This window comes from Bacillus cereus group sp. TH152-1LC, assembly GCF_027710505.1.
GTDB classification, from domain to species: Bacteria; Bacillota; Bacilli; order Bacillales; family Bacillaceae_G; genus Bacillus_A; species Bacillus_A mobilis.
This window is the reverse complement of record NZ_JAQFNK010000023.1, coordinates 1-20,480: the sequence shown is the minus strand read 5'-3', so window position 1 is coordinate 20,480 and position 20,480 is coordinate 1. Positions and strand designations below refer to the sequence as shown.

Sequence of the window (20,480 nt, the reverse complement as noted above, 5' to 3'; positions counted from 1 at the left end):
GATTGGATGGAATGATTGAAATTACGAATGTGTCGAAAAGTTATAATGGGTCTACCTATGCAGTAAAAGATTTAAGTTTATCTGTGCCTAGCGGAGAAATCTTTGGATTTTTAGGACCGAATGGTGCGGGTAAATCAACGACAATTAAGATGATTACTGGTATTCATGGGGTGGACAAAGGAACGATTACGATTAACGGTAAAGATATTATGAAAAATCCGATGGAAGCGAAAAAGACGTTTGGTTATGTTCCAGATAGCCCAGATATGTTTTTACGATTAAAGGGAATTGAATATTTAAACTTTATGGCAGATATGTATGAAGTGCCGAAAGAAGTAAGACAAGAGCGAATTGAGTCTTTAGCGAAGAAATTTGATCTTTACAATGCGTTATCGGATCAAATTCAAAGTTACTCGCACGGTATGAGACAAAAAATCGTTATTATTGGTGTGCTCGTGCATGAGCCAGATGTATGGATTTTAGATGAACCGTTAACAGGGCTTGATCCGAAATCCGCGTATATTTTAAAAGAAATGATGAGAGAACATGCGGATAAAGGGAAAATCGTATTTTTCTCGACGCACGTATTAGAAGTGGCAGAAAAAATATGTGACCGCGTTGCAATTATTAATAAGGGAAATCTTCAGTTTAAAGGAAATTTAGATGAAATGAGAGATCATTTTAAATCCAATGAATCACTTGAAAAAATGTTCTTGGAGATGACAGGCAATGAGTAAAATTTGGACGTTAACGAAAGTATTATTGAAATTAAATTATGCAGATTTTATAACAGATAAGAAGAAGCGATGGGCGTATGTATTTTCATTTGCAGCCATTTTATTTGTCGGCTTTTTAATATTTGGTTCTATCACGCACGGAATGTATGAAGGAATGAAACATTTAGGGCAAGACCCAGGAATGATTATCGCAATGGGGCTTGCGATTGCGAGTATATGGGTATTTTTAATGAGTATAACGAACATTTTAACTGTATTTTACTATAGTAATGACATTGAAATGTTATTGCCATTACCATTGAAACCAGCACAAATTATTTCGGCAAAATTTTTAACGGTATTAATTACACAATACGTAATGAGTTCATTTATTTTATTACCAATCTTTATTACGTACGGTTTAAAAAGTGGCGCATTTATTACATATTACATATACATGATTTTTATTTACTTACTCTTCCCGATTGTGCCATTAGTATTAGCTTCGTTACTGATGACAGTTATTATGAGGTATACGAATATAGCGAAAAATAAAGACCGAGGCAATATATTTATTGGAATCGTAAGTATACTATTTATTGTAGGAATTAATGTATTTTTACAGTGGAAAAATAAAAGCTCGTTTTCTGAAGATGCACTTACGAATTATCTTGCGAACAACCAATCTTCACTTTTAGTACAAATGACAAATTATTTTCCAACTACATATTTTGGAGCAGTAGCATTAGTAGAAAATGCAAATTGGAAGGGTCCATTATACGTAATTATCTTTGCACTTATTTCATTTGTATTCTTTGTGTTGTTTTATTACATTGCAGAGCGTACATATTTAAAAGGGGTTATTGGACTTTCAACGAGTACAGCAAAAAAAGAGGTCATTTCAGCAGAAGGTTTACAGAAATCAACGGTACAAAGTTCACATTTAAAAGCATATGTGAAAAAAGAATTTAAAACGTTATTCCGTACACCACAATTTTTCTTAAATTGTATCGTACAAACTTTCGTTATGCCGATTATGTTATTCTTTGTTTTATTCATGCAAGATGGAAATTTAAAGTGGATCACAGGGTATATTGATAATCCAAAATCAGCAGGGCTTGCAATTGGCGTTGGCCTTTGTGCATCGTTATTTTTAATGGGAAGTAACGTCATCGCAACAACATCATTTTCACGAGATGGAAGTTCATGGTTTGTGAATCGTTATTTACCTGTAAAAGCTTCGGATATCTTTTTTGCGAAAGCGATAACGGCTTGGTTAATTAATGTAATTATTTTAGCAGTATTCGGTATTACGATGGCAGTTGTAGCGGGAGTTTCTCCTATCTTCATGATCCTTTGGTTTTTACTAAGTGCGAACGGGTTATTGTTAATTAATTTAATCGGTACACGCTGGGATGCACAAACTGCAGATATACATTGGGATACAGAGCAGAAATTATTTAAGAGCCGATATACAACATTGTGGAACTTTTTAGCTAATATCTTTATAGCTTTAGTTATTGTAGCGGGAGTAAGTTTATTATACTTTTTCCTTCAAGTAGGACTGTGGGTTATGTTTATTGTTTTATTTGTATTGTTTACCATTACCAACTATATTTTAATTAAAATGTTAAAATTAGGTGCAGAACGCATATTGGCAAATATTGAATAAAAAGATAGATCCTCTGTATTCGTGCAGGGGATTTATCCATAGATGGAGGAGAAAAGGTGAAGAAAATAGCAATTGTAACAGGGGCAACTCGTCTGAATGGAATTGGTGCAGCTGTATGCAAGGTGCTTGCTCAAGAAGGGATAGACATTTTTTTCACGTACTGGTCTCAGTATGATAAAGCGATGCCGTGGGGAATGCATGACAAAGAGCCCTTTTTGTTGAAAGAGGAGATTGAAAGTTTAGGTGATCCATCTATTTTAATTAATAATGCAGCGTATGCTACTCATACGAGAATTGAAGAATTAAATGTAGAGCAGTTAGATAAACATTATACAGTGAATGTACGCGCTACGATGTTATTAAGTTCATTATTTATAAAACATTATGCACTGAAAACGAGTGGCAGTATTATTAATCTTACTTCAGGGCAGTCGTTAGGTCCGATGCCAGATGAACTAGCATACGTAGCGACGAAAGGAGCAATTGAAGCATTTACAAAATCAGTAGCACCAGTTGCGATGGAGAAGGGGATTACAGTAAATGCAGTTGATCCAGGACCGACGAATACAGGATGGATTACGGAGGAGCTGAAGCATCATTTAGTGTGGAAGTTTCCGCAAGGTAAAGTAGGGGAACCGTCAGATGCAGCACGCTTAATTTCTTTTTTAGTAAGTGAAGAAGCAAAGTGGATTACGGGTCAAGTTATTCATTCAAATGGTGGTTACTCATAAATATATTATGTTAACAATGGTTGAGAAACAAAAAAAGGAAAGAAAATTTTATTTTTTTGTTTAAATAAAATGTCAAGAAAGATAAAAATTTGATAGGAGAGTATATCGTCATATGAAGATAGCATTTCTTCATGTGACAATATACTCTTTTTCTTTTGCTAGAGCGGAGAAAAATGTAGTAGAAGAAACTCGAATGTTCGAATAGGTTTATCGTTTTTTGTACGTATTATTATGAAGATTACTGTCGGAAAGATGGTTATTCGTATGAAAAGGGATTTTTTAAGGGGAAATCGAATCGTAAAGGGGAGGATAAATTATATAAACATAGGGGGATTTATATGAAAATGAAAAAGGTCGCTATCGCATCGATAACAATTGGTACAATGCTTACTATGGCAGCTTGTAGCCCTTCAGCAGATAAAGAGAAAGAAAAGAAAGAACAAGTAACAGCGCAAAATGAAGGAGAAGTAAAAACGACAAATGCAGATGAGACGTCAAAAACAACGAAAGATAATGAAAAAGAAACAAATACTTCTTCGAATGAAAAAGGAGATAAAGATGCAAAAAATACGAAAGAATCATCAGGGACGGAAAGTAACGGTAAAACATCATCTCAAAATGAGAATGTGAAAACAAAAGAAAAAGAGACGACAGGAAAAATGAATGACCAAACGACTAGCGGAAAAACAACAGATCAAAGTACAAGTACAAATTCAAACGGAAAAACAACGAAAGATCCGAAGAAAAGCGTAGCTGTGAAAACAAATGTTAAAGAAGTTGCTGCGTTAATTGAAAGTTTAGACAAGCAATTAGCTGCAAATCCTAAATTAGAAACAGTAAATAAACTTGGAAAACAAATTAATGAAAAGTGGGATGTAATCGAGAAAGAGTTAGAAGCATCACATCCAGCTGAATCTAAAACAATCGGACAAAGTATGTATCCGTTAATTGTAGGAGCGGAGAAAGAAAAGATAGATATTAATAAAATGAAGTCATTAACGGCGAAAACGAAAAAAGATTTAAATCAGTTATTGACGAAACTTTCGTAGTTTCAAAAGCCTACTGTGGAAGTAGGCTTTTTTTATTGTTGTAAAAGCCTATTTATTTTCAATTACGATACGAAATGAACCGAATGCTTGTTGACTGACATAATCTTCTTCACTAGTTTTATAAGGAAATGGAAAAGCGACGAGCTGAAAATTACTTTCTTGATCCACTGAAGGCAATGTGAAATTGAAGATTTGTCTTGTTTCAGGTGCAACCGCAGTATAAACGACTTTATTATTATTAAATATTTCAACTTGTTCCCAATCTTTAAATGCCACGATTGCGTAAGTCATTTCATCTTTTGTTTCATTACCATTTGATAAGGTTAATTGTTTGCCTTCTTTTTCAGAGAGGACAGTTTGTAAGTTCTGTTCATTGTTCGTAACAAATAATGGTTCATAAAGATCATCTTTTAAAATGGCATTTGGATCTATAAAGGTGAGCTTTGTTTTTTCGCTTCCCTCCTGAGTAGAATTTATTGAGTATCGCATACTTAAAATCTCTTCTAATATAATCGCTTTATTTAAGTCATTATCTTTTAACTTATATTCAGGTTTTTTAATGATTAAAAAGGTTAATTCACTTGCATGAGGAGAAGTGTGTAAAGAGATTTTCGTAGTAATTGAACTATTTGGTTTCATATCAAAAGAATAGTGTGATACTTCATTAGCAGCTTCTTCTATTTTAAAAGGTTTTTGTTCGTAATCTTCTAGGACAATTAATCCATATTTTCGGTCTTCATCAACATTATGTATGAATGATAACGATACATTTATTTTATTATTCGCCATAGTAATTTCACTACCATTGTTAATATGCTGACCTTTAGTATTCTTCAACCCGTAAGAAATAGTATTGGTTTGTTGCTCTCGCTTATTTTCTTTAGGAGATGTATGTGGTTGTATGATTGAAGTAGGGAACAAAACATAAATTATAATTAACGAAATAAGTATAACACTGATAATAATATACATTTGTTTCATAAATAGCACCTCAATATATTTAAAATTTAAGAGAAAAAAGATATGCAAGATGCATATCTTTTTTCTCTTTCTTACCAGGAAGCTTTTGTTTCGTGATTCACATCATTATAACCATTTAATTTATAGGTATGATTACCAATAGCGTAATCATCTCCATAATAAACACTTGTATTGGTTGCTGTAGCACTTACATAAGTTGATTTTTTGGCACTATTACTTTTCGTATTCACTAATGAGCCATCGCCATTGAAAGTTCTTGCTTTTGCATAAATATAGTCTTCGATCGTAGTTGATTTCGATTTAGCAACTGCATATGGGTTACCGAAAAAGGGAGTATACACGCTAATGTTAGAGTCATTCTTAGGTGCAGCTGCAACAGTCAAACTAGGAACATTAGATGTTTTTGCTGATTGAACAGTATCAGAGTCAACTAAAACAGGCTGCTTGTCTGCAGTGCCCACCTCTGAAGCACTTGCGTTATTAGTAAAACCAAAACCTAAAACCGCTAACCCTAAAGTTGCCACCGCTAAAGATTTTTTCATATTCACTAATTTTCCCACCTTTTTTAAATTTTTGAGTTCGAACTCATTTCATACAATATATGAAAAATTTGAAACTCTCAATAACTTGTCCCATACTTAACTTACCTTTTACTTTTGATTCAACATTTCTTCATTTGTAAAAAATCGAATATCTCTTCTAATGCTTAGCCAGCAAGGGAAATAGGTTTAACTTTATGAAATTCGTGTAAATTTAAATCTGTTCATTTCATGATCTCTGTTATTTTTAAGGTTATGTGGGAAACTTATCTAAAAAAGGATGGTGATAAAAATGACAATCGATCGAGTTTGTACAATTGGGCCAGCAAGTAATAATAAAGAAACGTTAGCGCAGTTAATAAACAATGGTATGAAAATAGTGCGGTTGAATTTATCACATGGCACGCATGAAAGTCATAAAGATATTATTCGTTTAGTCAAATCGCTAGACGATTCTATTAAAATTTTAGGGGATGTACAAGGTCCTAAAATAAGATTAGATGAAATAAACGGAGAACAAATTGCACTTCAGGCGGGAGATTCTTTTACTTTACATACGCAAGCAGTTACAGGGAGCAATAAAGAAGCGAGCGTTGATTATGAAGGAATCGTGAATGATGTGAAAGTTGGCAGTAGAATTTTAATTAATGATGGCGAAGTTGAGTTAATCGTTGAAAAGATAAGTACGGATAAAATAGAAACAAAGGTGAAAACAGGTGGTAATATTTCATCTCATAAAGGGGTGAACTTACCAGGGGCAATCGTTCGTTTACCAGCTATAACAGAGAAAGATAAAAAAGATATTCAGTTTCTTTTAGAAGAGGATGTTGATTTTATCGCATGTTCTTTCGTAAGAAAACCTAGTCATATAAAAGAAATACGAGATTTTATACAACAGTATAAAGAAACATCACCTAATGTAATTGCAAAAATAGAAACGATGGAAGCGATCGAGAATTTTCAAGATATATGTAAAGAAGCAGACGGAATTATGATTGCAAGGGGCGATTTAGGGGTAGAGTTGCCGTATCAATTTATTCCGCTCTTGCAGAAACTGATGATTCAGGAATGTAATCGAACGAGTACATATGTTATTACAGCGACACAAATGCTTCAATCAATGGTAGATCATTCTATTCCAACAAGGGCTGAGGTAACGGATGTGTTTCAAGCTGTACTGGACGGAACGAATGCTGTTATGCTTTCTGCTGAAAGTGCGTCAGGAGGGCATCCGATTGAAAGTGTAAAAACATTACGTCTCGTTTCTGAATTCGCTGAGCATGTGAAAAAAGACGGTCCTTTTGTGATGAAAGATGTACTGGACTTGTTGCATAAGTCTTTGGATGAGTGATAAAGTGAAACTTTAATCAGTGGGGGTTTTGTCCATCCCCACTGATTATCAGCCCTCACCAATCGGGCTTTTACGGGCAGTTGATCTCCTACCTAACTCCTCCGCATTTACTGAATTTTGAGGTGGGAGTCTTACTGCCCGGCGAATAGGGGGATAAATAAAAAGAGGGCGGATATGTATCCGCCCTCGTGTTTTTCATTCATATTATTCTTGCTCTTGCTCGTCCAAAATTTTATCAAAAGCAGCAGATACTTTATCAAACTCTTCATCATTTTCAATGTATGAAAACTCATTATCTTCTTCTACTTTTAAAAAGAAAATATCAATGTCTTCCTCAGAATCTGTTTGAATGTCTTCTACGAAAGCAACTGCAATATATTCTGCACCTTCGACATCCATCGCTCCAAGTACTTCTACTTCCTGATCCTCATTATTCTCATCACTGAGAGTAAACACTTCGCCAACTTCAATATCAGACATATCCATTCTCCTCCTGTTCGACTCTAAAAAATAGAGCGCTCAAACTGTATACATACTAACATATCTTTCCATGAAAAATCAATTTCATACATTAGAAAAACAACTGATTCTTCAATAGAATAAGTATTTAGCTAGAAGGAGTTTTATTTGTGAGTGCTATATTACTTAATCCATTCAACAATTGTATCCATATTTTGTCTTGTTTTATCACGTTTTGGATCTTCTTTACGGTAACCAAAGGCAACCATAACAGACACTTCAAGATTATCATCTTTTATAATGCCTTCTTGACGAAGTAAAGAATCTACTTTCTCTTTATCAAATCCTTCTATTGGACAAGAGTCAATGCCAATTTGAGCTGCACTCGTCATCATATTACCTAAAGCAATATAAGATTGCTTAGATGCCCAATCAAATACAGCACGATCGGATTGTAATAAGTTAAAATCTGTTTCCTGGAACTTTTTGAAGAATTCATATCTAATTTTTTGAGTGTCTTCAGGCAATCCAATAATATCGTTCATCATATATTTAATATACTCTGCATCATAATGCATATCTTTAATGTTTCTTGAAAGAACAATGACAAAGTGACTAGCTGTTGCAAGTTGCCCACCAGCGCCCCATGAATATGGTTGTAGTTTTTCTCTTACTTCTTTATTTTGTACGACAATAAATTTCCAAGGTTCATATCCAAAAGAAGAAGGAGATAATCTGCCTGTTTCTAAAATGAATTTAAAGTCCTCTTCTGAAATTTTGTGCATAGGATCGAACTCTTTACATGCATGTCTGAAATGAAAAGCCTCCATAATTTTTTCTTTTGTAAATTGGTTTGTATGTGTCATAAAAGTTCCTCTTTTCATTAAATTATTTTTGTAAGTAAATTATATTTTTAAAGTAACATGGATACAAGTACGCACATTTATGTGTTATAGTATCAAAAAAGATACTATTGGTAAGGGAAGGGATTTATTATGGATTGTTCAAACGAAAATAATATAAATTACCCATTTTTAAATAAATATTCTTGTCCAGTGGAAGCTATGGTTGAGGTTATTGGTGGAAAATGGAAAGGAGTTATTTTGTATCATTTATTAGATGGTACAAAGAGGTTTAATGAATTAAAAAGATTAAAACCTAATATCACACAAAGAATGTTAACACTGCAGCTGAGAGAACTTGAAGCAGATGGCATCATACATCGTGAAGTATACCGTGAAGTGCCGCCAAAAGTAGAATATTCATTAACTGAGCTTGGTGAATCACTACGTCCAATGATTTTATTAATGATGGAATGGGCAACTCATAATATGGAGAAAGTTTTGGAGAGTAGGAATACGAAAAATAATAGTTAAGAGTTGGAGAAATAAAAGGTGTTTTCCATAGGTGAAGACACCTTTTATTTTTTATTTTCTAAAATTTTGGTTGTCATTAAAACGCATGTGAATCTATTCTAGGGATGTGCTATTGATTTTGCTATAAATCAAAAACTTTCTTTTTAGTAGTGGAAATTGCATCTAATAAAAGGAAAACGGCTGCTATAAAATGTAGAACCAGTTCTATATAAGGAAAGAAGGCAAATAGGGTAACGATAATACCGATAGAATGAGGATACGTATTCATGCCTGCTTTTTTAGCTAATAAAATAGTAGTGATATGTAAAGCAATCAATAGTAGTAAAGGTATCCCATATAAGTTAACAAGACTTGGAAATAAATAATAACAAGGAAGTAAGAAAAGATGATAGATACCTGTGGTCCACTTTAGTGCTTGTATGTAAGTTTTCAAAGTAAATCCTCCTAAAATTATTAATATCTATATATTACCAAAAATAACAGGGGATTAGATGTTAAATATTTGTGGTTTTTAGTAGAATATAATTATTTTATGTTAACTGAATGTTGAGTTGTCTATAAAATAGAAAAACCACCCAAACGAGGGTGGTTCGTATTATAAATAACTATTTAAAGAAGAAAGGGGAACCTTCACTTCACTACCTTCCTTCATATTCCGCAGCATAACGGTTTCTGTATTAAGTTCTTCTTCTCCAATAATAAGCACATAAGGGATATTCTCTTTATTGGCATAATTAAGGGCACGTTTTAATTTGCGGCCTGCTAGTTCGAGTTCGACTTTTAAGGAAGTAGTAGCACGTAATTGCTGGGCAATTTGTAAGCATTGTAATTCTGTCCCGAGTGGGATGATAAATACATCCGCTGTAGATGATATCGTTTCTTTCTGTGATAGTGCTGTATAAATAACGTCTAAACCGAATGAAATACCGACTGTTGGATAGCTCATATCATCACCACGGAATGCTCCAATAATATTATCATATCGACCGCCACTACCGATGCTGGATGTAATCGACCCATCTTTTAAAAAGATTTCATACACGGTACCTGTATACATTGTAAGTCCTCGTGCTAAAAATGGATTGAATATAGCATTTTCATTTATTCCGAGAGCGATTAAATATTGCTGTAATTGTTGTAATTCGTTTACTCCTTCGGCAACGAGTGGAGTATTGAAAGCTTCTGTAAAGTCAGCAATTGAAAGCTTTAGATAAGATAAAACGGTATTACATATCGTATCAGCCATTTCTTCAGTAATTCCGCGCTCTAATACATCTTTTCGTACACCATCAATCCCAATTTTTTCGATTTTGTCTAATGATAAAATGACGTCACTCGTTCGTTCACTAGGAATGTTAATGGACTCGAGAATACCGTTTAACAATTTTCGATTATTATATTGGATTGTTACTTCTAAGTTTAACGTTCGGAACAGTTCAAACGCCATGCTCATAAGTTCGGCTTCTGCCATGACTGATTCTACACCAACGATATCAACGTCACATTGTATGAACTCACGAAATCTTCCTTGTTTAATTGGCCCATCTCGAAAGACTTTTCCAATTTCATACCGTTTAAAAGGGAGACGGATGTTCGGATTCATTGCCACGACTTTTGCGAATGGAATGGTTAAATCGTAGCGTAAGGAAAGGTCACGATTTCCTTGATCCCTAAGTGTATATATTTCTTTTAATATTTCATCGCCACCACCGTACTTGTAAGACATAAGCTCATACATATTTAACGTTGGTGTTTCTAACGGTTTACATCCGTATCGTTCAAACGTGTCTTCACAAGCTCTTTTAATTGTATTTCGCAACACTTGTTCCTCTGGTAAATAGTCTTTCGTTCCTTTTACATTTTTCATTTCCATTGTAATCACTCCTTTTTAAATTAAAAAAAGCTATGCGGGTATAAAAACACCCACATAGCTTTATGAACGCTTCGTGGGTCAACAGGAAAAGCCCTGTACCCACGAAGAAAATTTTTTCTTCGGATACACGGCGTTACGTATGATGATGAAGTTGGAAAGAAGTATTAACATTTCGCATTACGAATCTCTCCTTAACATAAGTTTTTCCAAATTATATCAGATGATTTTTGAATTATCAATATTTTTAGTCTTGAAATATACGTGAAGTTATGTAGGAGAAATGGAAAAGGGTGTATAATAAAACTTAATAATATGAAATAACTTTTTAAGGAGAAACCCATGAAAAAAGATAAAACAAATGCGATGCGAATATTAGATAAAGAAAAGATCGAATATTCGATGATGTCATATGATCCGGAAGATGGAAAAATTGATGGTGTATCAGTAGCCGAGAAAATTGGACGAGAAGTGAGAGAAGTATATAAAACGTTAATCGCTCAAGGAAATAGTAAAAATTATCATGTGTTTATCATCCCGGTAGATGAAGAACTAAATTTAAAAGCTGCTGCAAAAGCAGTTAGTGAAAAGAAAATTGAAATGATTCCTGTAAAAGATATTACAAAAGTGTCAGGATATATTCGCGGTGGTTGTTCACCAGTCGGAATGAAGAAGTTATTTTCAACGTGCATTGATGAGAGTGCGCAATCGCTTGAAACGATCATAGTAAGCGGTGGGAAAATTGGTATACAAATTGAGCTGAATGTGGATGACTTGGCGAAAGTGACGAGAGCGCAGTTTGGTGAGATAACGAAATAATGATACATAGGATGAGAAGTTTTAGTTTTATTAAGTTTAGATAAGAAGTTATAGGATAGTTAGTCCATTATGGGGCTGATTATCCTTTTTTATTTACAAACTGAATAAAGATTGACTGTTTAGTTTGATATAGGCATGTGATCTGAATTGTTTGTTTGGCTTTGGGAGGAGGGCGATGCCTCGTTGCAATTAAATAAACAAGCCGAGTTACTCTTAAAGATAGACAAAGGGATGGGAGGGGGAATGAGGGTTCAAGAAATACCCATAAGAAAGCACGTATTGGGGGGCGAGTATTTTGGAAATACCCCACGCTAAGAGTATGCAAGATTTTATACAGTTTTTTTGGCTAATCCAGTAACAAACAATAACATTAAAACCACGTTAGGATAGGAATGTATAAAAAAAGTATAGATTCATAGAACTAAAAAAGATTTCCTTGTGAGAGCAGGGTTCTCCTTTTTCCTCGCTACGGATGATGAGACGTTATGTTAACCTCATATGTACATGTTATACATTGTTCCTTATTTAATTAACGGTCTGTTTAGTTGAATAAGAAATCGTTATAATTAAGGAAAAGTTTAGTAGGAGGGCACTATGACTATATATTTTTTTCAGTTAGAGGCTATCCCACACCCAGATAATCCAGAAAAAGAAGAATGTGTAGGTGCATATATAAATTGTTGGGTTAAATCAATAAATGAAAAAAACGCATTGAATAGAGCGAAAAAGTACGTCAATAATGAAGGGTGGGAGGTAATAGATATTTTAGACCGTTTTATTGCTAATCGAAATTTATATGAAAGTGATAGTGAAGCTGAGGAATCACTTAAATGTTTTGACGAAGCAATAAGAAATAAGATTTCCACAATCTTTTATATTTTTTCTAGTGAAGACGATGACAATTAAGATGCTGGAGTTAAAAAATAAAAAATAGATCATTAAACAACTTTCGCTAATGAAAATTTTGCAAATAAGCTGTTCACTGGATTCTCATAGAAAACTGTGGTGAGATAAAATATTTGATTTTGCAGCACTTCAAAATTTTAGCTAGATGGCCATATATCGGATCCCACAATAAAAAGGGAGGAACATATCAAATATGTTCCTCCCTTTCATTTCAGAGAGACGTTATGTCAATTAGATGTGTATAGAATATACAAGAGGAATTCTTTACTACTTACACGAATCTATTATAATTGAGACCGTCTTGATAATAAGGGGGGAATCACATGTTTAAACAATTTGGGGCATTGATAAAGGGAGAAATAATAGATTGAAATTTATAAATTGATTGAGCATCTAAAAGGAGTATAAAGTATTTTGAAAAAAACTAAAATGAGAAACTATGTGAAATTATATATTCTTTACTTAATCATTGTTTTAATATATTTCCTATTGTTTGATTACAGTAAAGTATATATTAAGGGAAAAATAAATAACGAATTTTTATTTCAATTATATTTATTAATAGGGCGTATTAGTATGGGTTTGGGAATATATTTTATTCCAGAGAAGCTAGGTATTAAGATTAAATTTAGATTTAAATTTCTTATAGCAGTTATCGCAATAATAACTACTATAATTTTTCTTGATATAGTTGGTTTAATTGAATAGATTTGATAACTTCCTATATCGAAAATTATGCAATTAAGCTGTTCACTGGGTTTTCATAAAAAACTGTATTGAGATGAATTTTTTGATTTTGCAGCACTTCAAAATCTTAGCTAGATGACCACGTATCGGTAGCCCGCAATAAAAAGGCAGGAACATTTCAAAAATGTTCCTGCCTTTCATTTTAGGGAGATGTTTCCTAACAGTTGATTTTGTTAACGAAAGTCGACTTTAAATCCATATTTTGTATAGAATATAGTACATATAATAAAAGTATGAGGTGATACAGTGAGAGAAATTCAGATTCATAAAATTATTGCGGATAAGAGAAAAGAAAAGGGAATTACACAGGAAGAGTTAGCGGCGTATATCGGTATTACGAAGGCATCTGTTTCCAAATGGGAGACAGGGCAGAGTTATCCGGATATTACATTTTTACCACTGTTAGCATCGTACTTTAACATAAGTGTTGATGAACTAATTAGTTATACACCACAAATGGAGCAGGAAGATATTAAAAATTTATATCATAGACTAGCGGAAGCATTTAGTGAAGAACCATTTGATGAAGTAATGTTGGAATGCAGAGAAATGATTAAAAAATATTATTCTTGTTTTCCGTTATTACTTCAAATGGGACTACTTTTTATAAACCACCACATGTTAACAGAGGATACGGATAAAAGAACTGAAATTTTAGAAGAGGCAATGTCTCTCTTTATCAGGGTGCAGGAAGAGAGTGATGATGTTTCTCTTGTGAAAGAGGCGGCATCGTTTCAAGCAACTTGCTATCTTATACTCAATAAACCAAATGAGGTGCTTCAATTATTTGGCGAAATGATACGTCCTAATTTTCCAGAAGAGGATTTAATCGCACAAGCGTATCAAATGCTTGGAAATGCTGAAAAGGCGAATGAAGTGATGCAAATTAGTATGTACCAACATTTAATACACCTCGTTGCGACAATACCGAATTATGTAGTAATACATGCCTCAAGCGCTGAAAAGGTAGAGGTAATTTTAAATAGAGCTTTCATGTTAATAGATATATATGAAATAGAAACATTACATCCCAATATGACTTTAAAAGTATACTATGCTGCTGCACAAGTATATTGTATGCAAGGAAATTTTGAAAGAGCATTAGAAATGTTGCAGAAATACGCAACAGTTTGTGCAGCTAGTTTCACAGTAAATAGTCTGCATTTACACGGCGATTCATATTTTGATGCGATTGATGGATGGTTTGCAGAATTTCCGCTCGGTGCTAAAACGGTTAGAAATGAAGAAATTATAAAGCGAAGCATGCTACAAGGTATTGCAGAGAACCCCATTTTCGCATCTATGAAAGATGTAAGAGAGTACAAAAATATAATAGCGAGTTTGAAATTCAAATTGGATATAACAGATTAGAGGGAGGATAAATATAATGACCTTTGATGAATATGAAGTAGCGATAAATAGTAAATTTACTTTGCGCGGTACGATTACGAAACCGAAAGCTGACGGGAAGTATGCTGCTGTTGTCATTATCGCTGGATCTGGAGAAGTTGATCGTGATGGAATGATTGTACCGTTAAAGCTTGCGTCGAATATTTACAAAGATTTATCACATGTAATAGCGAGACTTGGAGTAGTAACGCTTCGCTTTGATAAGCGCGGGGTAGGAAAGAGTGAAGGGGAATTTCAGAAGACAGGAATGTGGGATTTAGTTAGTGATATAGAGGCTACGATTACGTATTTGAAAGAACAACCATTTGTTGATCCGGAAAATATCATTTTAGTTGGTCATAGTGAAGGGTGTATGTTAGCAACTGTAGTAAACGCAAGAACACCAGTTAATGGACTCATACTTCTTACAGGAGCTGCGGAATCGTTAGAAGAGGCTACGAAAAGACAAAGAGAGATTATTTATAAGGAGTTAAAAGAGCAAAAAGGAATAAAAGGAAAGTTAATGCGTCTTCTCAATATTGAGAAACGAGGAGAAAAGCAGGCGCAAAAAGCAACAGAGAAAATGATAAACTCAAAAAAAGATATTGTAAAAATTGGTTTTAAGCCAATGAACGCAAAATGGTTTAGAGAGCATTTTCAGCATGATATTTATAAAGATTTAATGAAAGTAACGTGCCCGGTGTTAGCGATTGCTGGTGATAAAGACTTTCAGGCAAATCCTGAAAAAGCGAAGAGAATTGTTGATTATGTGCAAGGTGACTCTGAAGTGTATGTAATAAAAAATATGGATCATACCTTAAAATATTTTGAAGGTGATTTTAAAGCGTTACAATTTAAAAAGATTTATGTGGAAAGTGCGGATAAGCCACTTCATCTAGAGTTGGAAGAAATAATTGTGAATTGGATGGATGCGCGTTTTATCTCGCAATACGAGGGGGAGAAGACTTCCAGCTCAATATAAGGCGGATGTGAGAAAGCTTAATTGCTTGTAAAAGCTCGGTTGTTGTAGGTGGATTTAGTTTGGTATTCGGATTATAAGTTTTTTATGGTGTTTTTCATTTTGGAATGGTTAATTAGATTGATTAACCTTTAAAAAAACGAACATTAAAAATAATTTCGTTAAAAATGTTCACTTTTAGATTGCGTACACACTAAAAGTTTGATATATTACCAATATAATAATTTTACACATCATCACTCGTATATACTCGGTAATATGGTCCGAGCGTTTCTACCTAGTTCCCAATGAAAGAACTGGACTACGGGTTAAAGTATTCGGCCGTGCTGTTCAATGAGCGCTACCGATCTATAATTTGGCAATTGTTTTATCTTTTGCTCAATTAACTTTGACTACCGTAGTTCTAGAAAGTAGAGATTCTTCTACAATTTCTAGAACTTTTTTGTTTGGACCAAAAGCATCGAGTATAGAAAACAACAAGAGAAAGAGGAGATTATTTATGAAGAACAATATGCTGAAAAAGTGTGCGGCGCTAGTAACTACTACGGTATTGTCATTCTCAATACTTGCGGGGTGTAATGCGAGTCCAAAACAAGTAGTAGAGGCGAAAAGTAATCAACAACCTATTTTAATTCAAGGGCCAATGCCGATTGAGGCTGAGAAGTTTGCAAAAAGGTTAAAAAATGTGAAAGAAGAAAAGTCTGGAACTTTCGTATTTTATAAAGGCACTGTCGACAATTATCCTGTAATCGTAGCGAAAACAGGTAAAGGAATGGAAAATACAGCAGCCGCTACAGCAGTGGCTATTGAAAAATATAAGCCTATAGCGATTATTAACCAAGGAACATCGGGTGGACATGATCCTAATTTAAACGTATTTGATATTGTTTTAGGAAAACAAGTAGCAAACATAGGTTCATTAAAAACATCAAATATGGATGAGAATCAAGGGATTGAACCAACAAAATGGATTTCAATGGACTTAATGGCTTCTGAAGGTAGTGCAGGAGAAGATCCAAATGCAGAGAAAATCCGATACTACGAGGGAGATAAGGATTTACTTGCAGCAGCTAATGCGGTAAAAGATAAATATACAAAAGGTAAAGTGGTTGAAGGGACTATAGGTTCAGCAGACCTTTGGAATAATGAAGTGGATAGAATTAAGTGGTTCCATACAAAATACGGAACATCTGTAGAAGAAATGGAAGGTGCTGCAGCGGCGCAAATTGCAAAAGCTTATGATGTACCATTTTTAGGGATTCGAGTATTATCTAACAATAAAACAAACGGCGGAAAATACAATCCAAATACAGCGGCGGCAAATCAAGAATATGTATATGAAGTAGTTAAAAAGTATATTGATACGTTGCCAAATAAATAGTAGTAGTTTTGTCCCAACATAAACGTCAAGTAACTTTAAAAGTTTTCGAGACTGATAAAAGTATATTAGGAATAGTAGTTGAAAAAGAAAAGTTTGTTTCTTATTAAAAAATATAAGAAACAAGCTTTTTTATTTAAAATAAATTGGTTAATTAAACTAAAACATTAATGTTTATCATTGAATATCATAATAATATAATGGAGGTGATGTTATATGGCTCTTACTACAGGACCAATTGAAAACGTAGGAAATCAACCTGCTAATGCAAATAGAGTTAGGGTGAAGATCCTTAACCGTACTGCGGGCCCACTTACTGGAGTAGCTAGAGTTTTTAGACTTGACGGTTCATTAGCATTAATTGAACAGGTAAACTTCAATGTGAATTCTAATGCTTCTACTTTTGCAACTCTAAGTTTAGTTCATCCTGCTTTTGGACAAGCATTTGAATATGAAGTTCAAATTGTTCCTAATCAACCTGGTGGACTATATAGTGTTTATGGACTAACAGCTGAAGGTGTTATCATTACTGCACAACGTGTTGTGAACTCAGAATTGACACAGTTTCTTTAATTAAAATAGATTGGTGCCTTACATGGTATCCAATCTATTTTTGTACTTATTCTTCAGAGGAAGAAGGGTTTTACACAAAAAATAAAGACAGTTATAGAAAAAGGAAAAGTCGATTTATCAAATATGCATAATTGCATAAAAAAAATTGAAATTTATAAGTTAACATTAAACTACTTTTTAATTGTAAAGAATATTTTAATAATCTTTACTAGAGAAGGATATTCCTTGTGAAAAGTAGATAAACCAAAAGTGTGGAAATGATACAGACTCAATAGAGTTTTTGTATTAAATAAAAAGAAAAGGGTGGGTATGGCTTTCTAAAAGTTGTTGGGGTTTAGAGAGCACTTTTTAGTTAATAGCTTCAAATTATATGTTAAAGGGGAAATGGGTATATGAAGTTTCGAAATACAAAGCTTGCTATGGTTACACTATCTTCATTTTTTATTTTAGGTACTGCATCTCTATCATTCACAGATATCATACACGGTGAAGTAGCTTCTGCATCACCACAAGAGATTACTGTAAAAAGCTATGATGATACATATTATAATAATGCAATAGGAAAAACGGGTTTAGAATTAAAGAAGGAACTTCATAACATTATTGATGATCATACAAAGTTATCATACAGTGCGGTTTGGGAAGCACTAAGAGATACGGATGAAGATCCAAATAATAAAAACAATGTGATACTCTTATATACTGGGCGTTCGCAAGGGAAACTTACGAATGGTTCAGGAGTTGATAATTGGAATCGAGAGCATGTTTGGGCAAAGTCTCACGGTGATTTTGGAACGACTGCAGGAGCTGGAACAGATTTACATCATTTAAGAGCGACGGATGTATCTGTAAATAGTTCACGTGGAAATCTGGATTTTGATAATGGTGGTGTGAGTCATTCGGAAGCGACAGAATGTAAATACGATAGTGATTCTTGGGAACCTCGTGATAGTGTAAAAGGAGATATCGCTAGAATGCTATTTTACATGGCTGTTCGTTATGAAGGAGACAACGGCGAAATAGACTTAGAATTAAATGAAAAGGTGAATAACAATAAAGATCCATACATGGGCAAACTATCCGTTTTACTAAAATGGAATGAACAAGACCCGGTAGATGATTTAGAGCGAAAGCGTAATGAAGTGATTTTTACGAAATATCAACATAATCGTAATCCTTTTATTGATCATCCGGAATGGGTAAATAAAATTTGGAAGTAAAATACTTAAAGGTATTTTACTTTGAGAGAAGGGATTGATCATAGTGATCAATCCCTGTTTATATCTATACTAGAATAAGTGATTTTTATAGGATTGGAGAATAGATATTGTATCAAGTTAAGTATAATATGGGTCTTTTAATAAGGTCCCCACTCAATATTCACACCAACAATAAGAAAAATAAGTCCGATGATAAACCAAATGAATGCAAGTGGAGCCATAAATCGAATCCATTTTCCGTAAGAAATGCCGCTAGCTGCGAGGACGCCCATTAAAACACCGGAAGTTGGATTGAGACAGTTCACTACACCTTCTCCAAGCATAACGGCTTGTACTGTAACTTGGCGTGTAATGTGCATGAAATCAGCTAATGGAGCTAATATCGGAATGAAAATAACAGATTCTCCTGTCCCGGATGAAATGAGGAAATGTAATGCTGCACTACTTACATACATACCGAGAACGCCAAATACAGGGCTATGTCCTTCGAGAGACTGTGCGAGCTGATTCACAATTGTATCAAGTAATTTGCCTTGTTCTAGAATGACTGAAATACAACGAGCCATTCCGACGATCAAAGCACCGTAAATGAGATTTTGGCAGCCTGCTAGAAAAGTAGAAGCAATATCGTTCGCTTTCATGCCACCTATTATTCCCGCTGTAATTGCGATGAAAATAAAAGTAGCGGTCATTTCGGCGTCTGTCCAATGTAGATGGAAAGCACCTATTAAAAATACAATTAATGATAAAGCCGAAACGAGTAAAATTAATTTGTGACGTATTGTCCAAGGAACTTCAGTTTTCTCTATTTCTTTCTCACTTGAAAGAGCATTACTTGGAAACCAGTTATCTCCGAGTATGCTTCCTTTATTCGATTTTTTTAAACGTTTTACATACCAATTAATATATAAAATGGTGGCAATTAAAAAAGAGATATAGATTGCTGTGCGTAAACCAATTCCCGAAAACATCGGAAGTTCTGCGATTTTTTGTGAAATACCTAAAGGTGAGGGAGATAAAATAGTAGCATTAAAACCAGCATAAGTGCCTAAATAAATAATTGCTACGCCGACGATAGCGTCCCATTTTAATGTGCGCGCAACGATGATGCCGATGGGGATAAATCCAATAACTGAGTTTACGATAATACCAGTCGTTCCGAGAATAGAAAAGAGTGCAGCGACAATGCAAATGAAAAGTAATTGCTGATTACGAAATTTGTTAATCACATGATAGATTAAACCGTCAAGAGCACCTGTTTTTTCAAGAATGGCAATGGCTCCACCTGTAAATAAAATTAAGAAGATGATCGGAGCAGCAAGCGTCATTCCTTTTTCAATAGCGGTAAAAAAAGAAACAAATCCTACTGGCGATTGTGGAACAGAATGATAACTTCCTGGTATTGTCGTTGTAACAGTACCATTTGTAACTCTTTTAAACTCTCCAGCAGGAACGAAATATGTAGCTATTGCACAAAGTAAGGCAATAAAAAATAGTAGTACGTACGCGTCAGGCATGTTAAATTTTCGTTTGCTCGGCTGCTTTTTTACCTCGGTCTGTAGTTGCATAAAATCCCTCCTTTTTCACTTGGTTAATTTTTAATATTCTGAAATTTATCTGTGAAATAGATTATAATAAAGGTGGTTTCTTAAGAACCTGTTTAAAATCTTTTCAATAAAATTGCCACACCTGCCAATAAGCAACTCTGTCTACTATTTTCAAGCG

At 34.0% G+C, this 20,480-nt stretch carries 21 protein-coding genes and 1 riboswitch; of the genes, 14 read left to right on the top strand and 7 right to left on the bottom strand.

The genetic code is table 11. The annotated features are described in order from the left end of the window. Positions 1-11: 11 nt before the first annotated feature. From PDL00_RS29040 to PDL00_RS29025, 4 genes are all read left to right on the top strand, one after another. Positions 12-737 carry an ABC transporter ATP-binding protein gene (locus tag PDL00_RS29040; protein ID WP_000570199.1) on the top strand — a complete coding sequence of 242 codons (726 nt, stop codon included), beginning with the start codon at positions 12-14 and terminating at the stop codon, positions 735-737. Continuing rightward, complete coding sequence (locus tag PDL00_RS29035; protein WP_270732998.1) at positions 730-2,388, top strand: putative ABC transporter permease subunit; 1,659 nt, start codon at positions 730-732, stop codon at positions 2,386-2,388. Before PDL00_RS29040 ends, PDL00_RS29035 begins: the two co-directional genes overlap by 8 nt. 56 nt (positions 2,389-2,444) lie before the next feature. Further along, positions 2,445-3,119, top strand: a complete 675-nt coding sequence (locus PDL00_RS29030; protein ID WP_270732994.1) for an SDR family oxidoreductase — start codon at positions 2,445-2,447, stop codon at positions 3,117-3,119. A 338-nt stretch (positions 3,120-3,457) separates the two neighbouring features. Continuing rightward, a complete protein-coding gene (locus PDL00_RS29025) occupies positions 3,458-4,168 on the top strand; it encodes a hypothetical protein (protein ID WP_270732991.1) in 711 nt (236 codons plus the stop codon). A gap of 48 nt (positions 4,169-4,216) precedes the next feature. On the opposite strand, the gene PDL00_RS29020 is transcribed toward PDL00_RS29025, so the two are convergent. Both PDL00_RS29020 and PDL00_RS29015 read right to left on the bottom strand, forming a co-directional pair. Continuing rightward, the gene (locus tag PDL00_RS29020) at positions 4,217-5,149 is read right to left on the bottom strand and encodes a hypothetical protein (RefSeq protein ID WP_270732988.1); all 933 of its coding nucleotides are present in this window, start codon (positions 5,147-5,149) and stop codon (positions 4,217-4,219) included. A 71-nt stretch (positions 5,150-5,220) separates the two neighbouring features. Beyond that, positions 5,221-5,697 (bottom strand): XoxI protein, encoded by a 477-nt coding sequence (locus PDL00_RS29015; protein WP_098586205.1) that lies wholly within the window; start codon positions 5,695-5,697, stop codon positions 5,221-5,223. A gap of 271 nt (positions 5,698-5,968) precedes the next feature. Between PDL00_RS29015 and PDL00_RS29010 the strand changes: the two genes are divergently transcribed. Continuing rightward, positions 5,969-7,039, top strand: a complete 1,071-nt coding sequence (locus PDL00_RS29010) for a pyruvate kinase (RefSeq protein WP_270732985.1) — start codon at positions 5,969-5,971, stop codon at positions 7,037-7,039. Positions 7,040-7,243: 204 nt separating this feature from the next. Here the strand turns inward: PDL00_RS29010 and PDL00_RS29005 are convergent, their stop codons facing one another. Both PDL00_RS29005 and PDL00_RS29000 read right to left on the bottom strand, forming a co-directional pair. Continuing rightward, positions 7,244-7,525 carry a DUF1292 domain-containing protein gene (locus tag PDL00_RS29005; RefSeq protein WP_097819705.1) on the bottom strand — a complete coding sequence of 94 codons (282 nt, stop codon included), beginning with the start codon at positions 7,523-7,525 and terminating at the stop codon, positions 7,244-7,246. Positions 7,526-7,680: 155 nt separating this feature from the next. Continuing rightward, the gene (locus PDL00_RS29000) at positions 7,681-8,364 is read right to left on the bottom strand and encodes an NAD(P)H-dependent oxidoreductase (protein ID WP_242255944.1); all 684 of its coding nucleotides are present in this window, start codon (positions 8,362-8,364) and stop codon (positions 7,681-7,683) included. Between the two features lie 129 nt (positions 8,365-8,493). Here PDL00_RS29000 and PDL00_RS28995 point away from each other — a divergent pair, with 129 nt between their 5' ends. Next, on the top strand, positions 8,494-8,874 hold the full coding sequence (locus PDL00_RS28995) for a winged helix-turn-helix transcriptional regulator (protein ID WP_000340656.1): 381 nt from the start codon (positions 8,494-8,496) through the stop codon (positions 8,872-8,874). A 121-nt stretch (positions 8,875-8,995) separates the two neighbouring features. Here PDL00_RS28995 and PDL00_RS28990 read toward each other — a convergent pair whose 3' ends face one another. Beyond that, positions 8,996-9,307: a hypothetical protein gene (locus tag PDL00_RS28990; RefSeq protein WP_270732983.1), complete on the bottom strand. Its 312-nt coding sequence runs from the start codon at positions 9,305-9,307 to the stop codon at positions 8,996-8,998. Between the two features lie 162 nt (positions 9,308-9,469). Continuing rightward, positions 9,470-10,747: a histidine--tRNA ligase gene (locus PDL00_RS28985; RefSeq protein ID WP_270732981.1), complete on the bottom strand. Its 1,278-nt coding sequence runs from the start codon at positions 10,745-10,747 to the stop codon at positions 9,470-9,472. 339 nt (positions 10,748-11,086) lie between these two features. Between PDL00_RS28985 and ybaK the strand changes: the two genes are divergently transcribed. From ybaK to PDL00_RS28945, 8 genes are all read left to right on the top strand, one after another. Next, positions 11,087-11,563 carry a Cys-tRNA(Pro) deacylase gene (ybaK, locus tag PDL00_RS28980; RefSeq protein ID WP_242255937.1) on the top strand — a complete coding sequence of 159 codons (477 nt, stop codon included), beginning with the start codon at positions 11,087-11,089 and terminating at the stop codon, positions 11,561-11,563. Positions 11,564-12,157: 594 nt separating this feature from the next. Then, positions 12,158-12,469, top strand: coding sequence for a hypothetical protein (locus tag PDL00_RS28975; RefSeq protein ID WP_242255935.1), 312 nt, complete (start codon positions 12,158-12,160; stop codon positions 12,467-12,469). Between the two features lie 414 nt (positions 12,470-12,883). Continuing rightward, entirely contained in the window at positions 12,884-13,177 is a 294-nt protein-coding gene (locus PDL00_RS28970) for a hypothetical protein (protein WP_242255934.1), read from the top strand. A 285-nt stretch (positions 13,178-13,462) separates the two neighbouring features. Next, positions 13,463-14,587, top strand: a complete 1,125-nt coding sequence (locus PDL00_RS28965) for a helix-turn-helix domain-containing protein (RefSeq protein WP_270732978.1) — start codon at positions 13,463-13,465, stop codon at positions 14,585-14,587. 16 nt (positions 14,588-14,603) lie between these two features. Further along, positions 14,604-15,587 (top strand): alpha/beta hydrolase family protein, encoded by a 984-nt coding sequence (locus PDL00_RS28960; RefSeq protein WP_242255930.1) that lies wholly within the window; start codon positions 14,604-14,606, stop codon positions 15,585-15,587. Between the two features lie 217 nt (positions 15,588-15,804). Continuing rightward, positions 15,805-15,908, top strand: a riboswitch (purine riboswitch). Positions 15,909-16,083: 175 nt separating this feature from the next. Further along, the gene (locus PDL00_RS28955; protein WP_242255928.1) at positions 16,084-16,965 is read left to right on the top strand and encodes a 5'-methylthioadenosine/S-adenosylhomocysteine nucleosidase; all 882 of its coding nucleotides are present in this window, start codon (positions 16,084-16,086) and stop codon (positions 16,963-16,965) included. A 213-nt stretch (positions 16,966-17,178) separates the two neighbouring features. Further along, a complete protein-coding gene (locus PDL00_RS28950; RefSeq protein WP_242255925.1) occupies positions 17,179-17,535 on the top strand; it encodes an ATPase in 357 nt (118 codons plus the stop codon). 392 nt (positions 17,536-17,927) lie between these two features. Continuing rightward, the gene (locus PDL00_RS28945; protein ID WP_270732974.1) at positions 17,928-18,755 is read left to right on the top strand and encodes an endonuclease I family protein; all 828 of its coding nucleotides are present in this window, start codon (positions 17,928-17,930) and stop codon (positions 18,753-18,755) included. A gap of 137 nt (positions 18,756-18,892) precedes the next feature. Here the strand turns inward: PDL00_RS28945 and PDL00_RS28940 are convergent, their stop codons facing one another. Next, positions 18,893-20,323 carry a YfcC family protein gene (locus PDL00_RS28940; RefSeq protein WP_270732972.1) on the bottom strand — a complete coding sequence of 477 codons (1,431 nt, stop codon included), beginning with the start codon at positions 20,321-20,323 and terminating at the stop codon, positions 18,893-18,895. Positions 20,324-20,480: the final 157 nt, after the last annotated feature.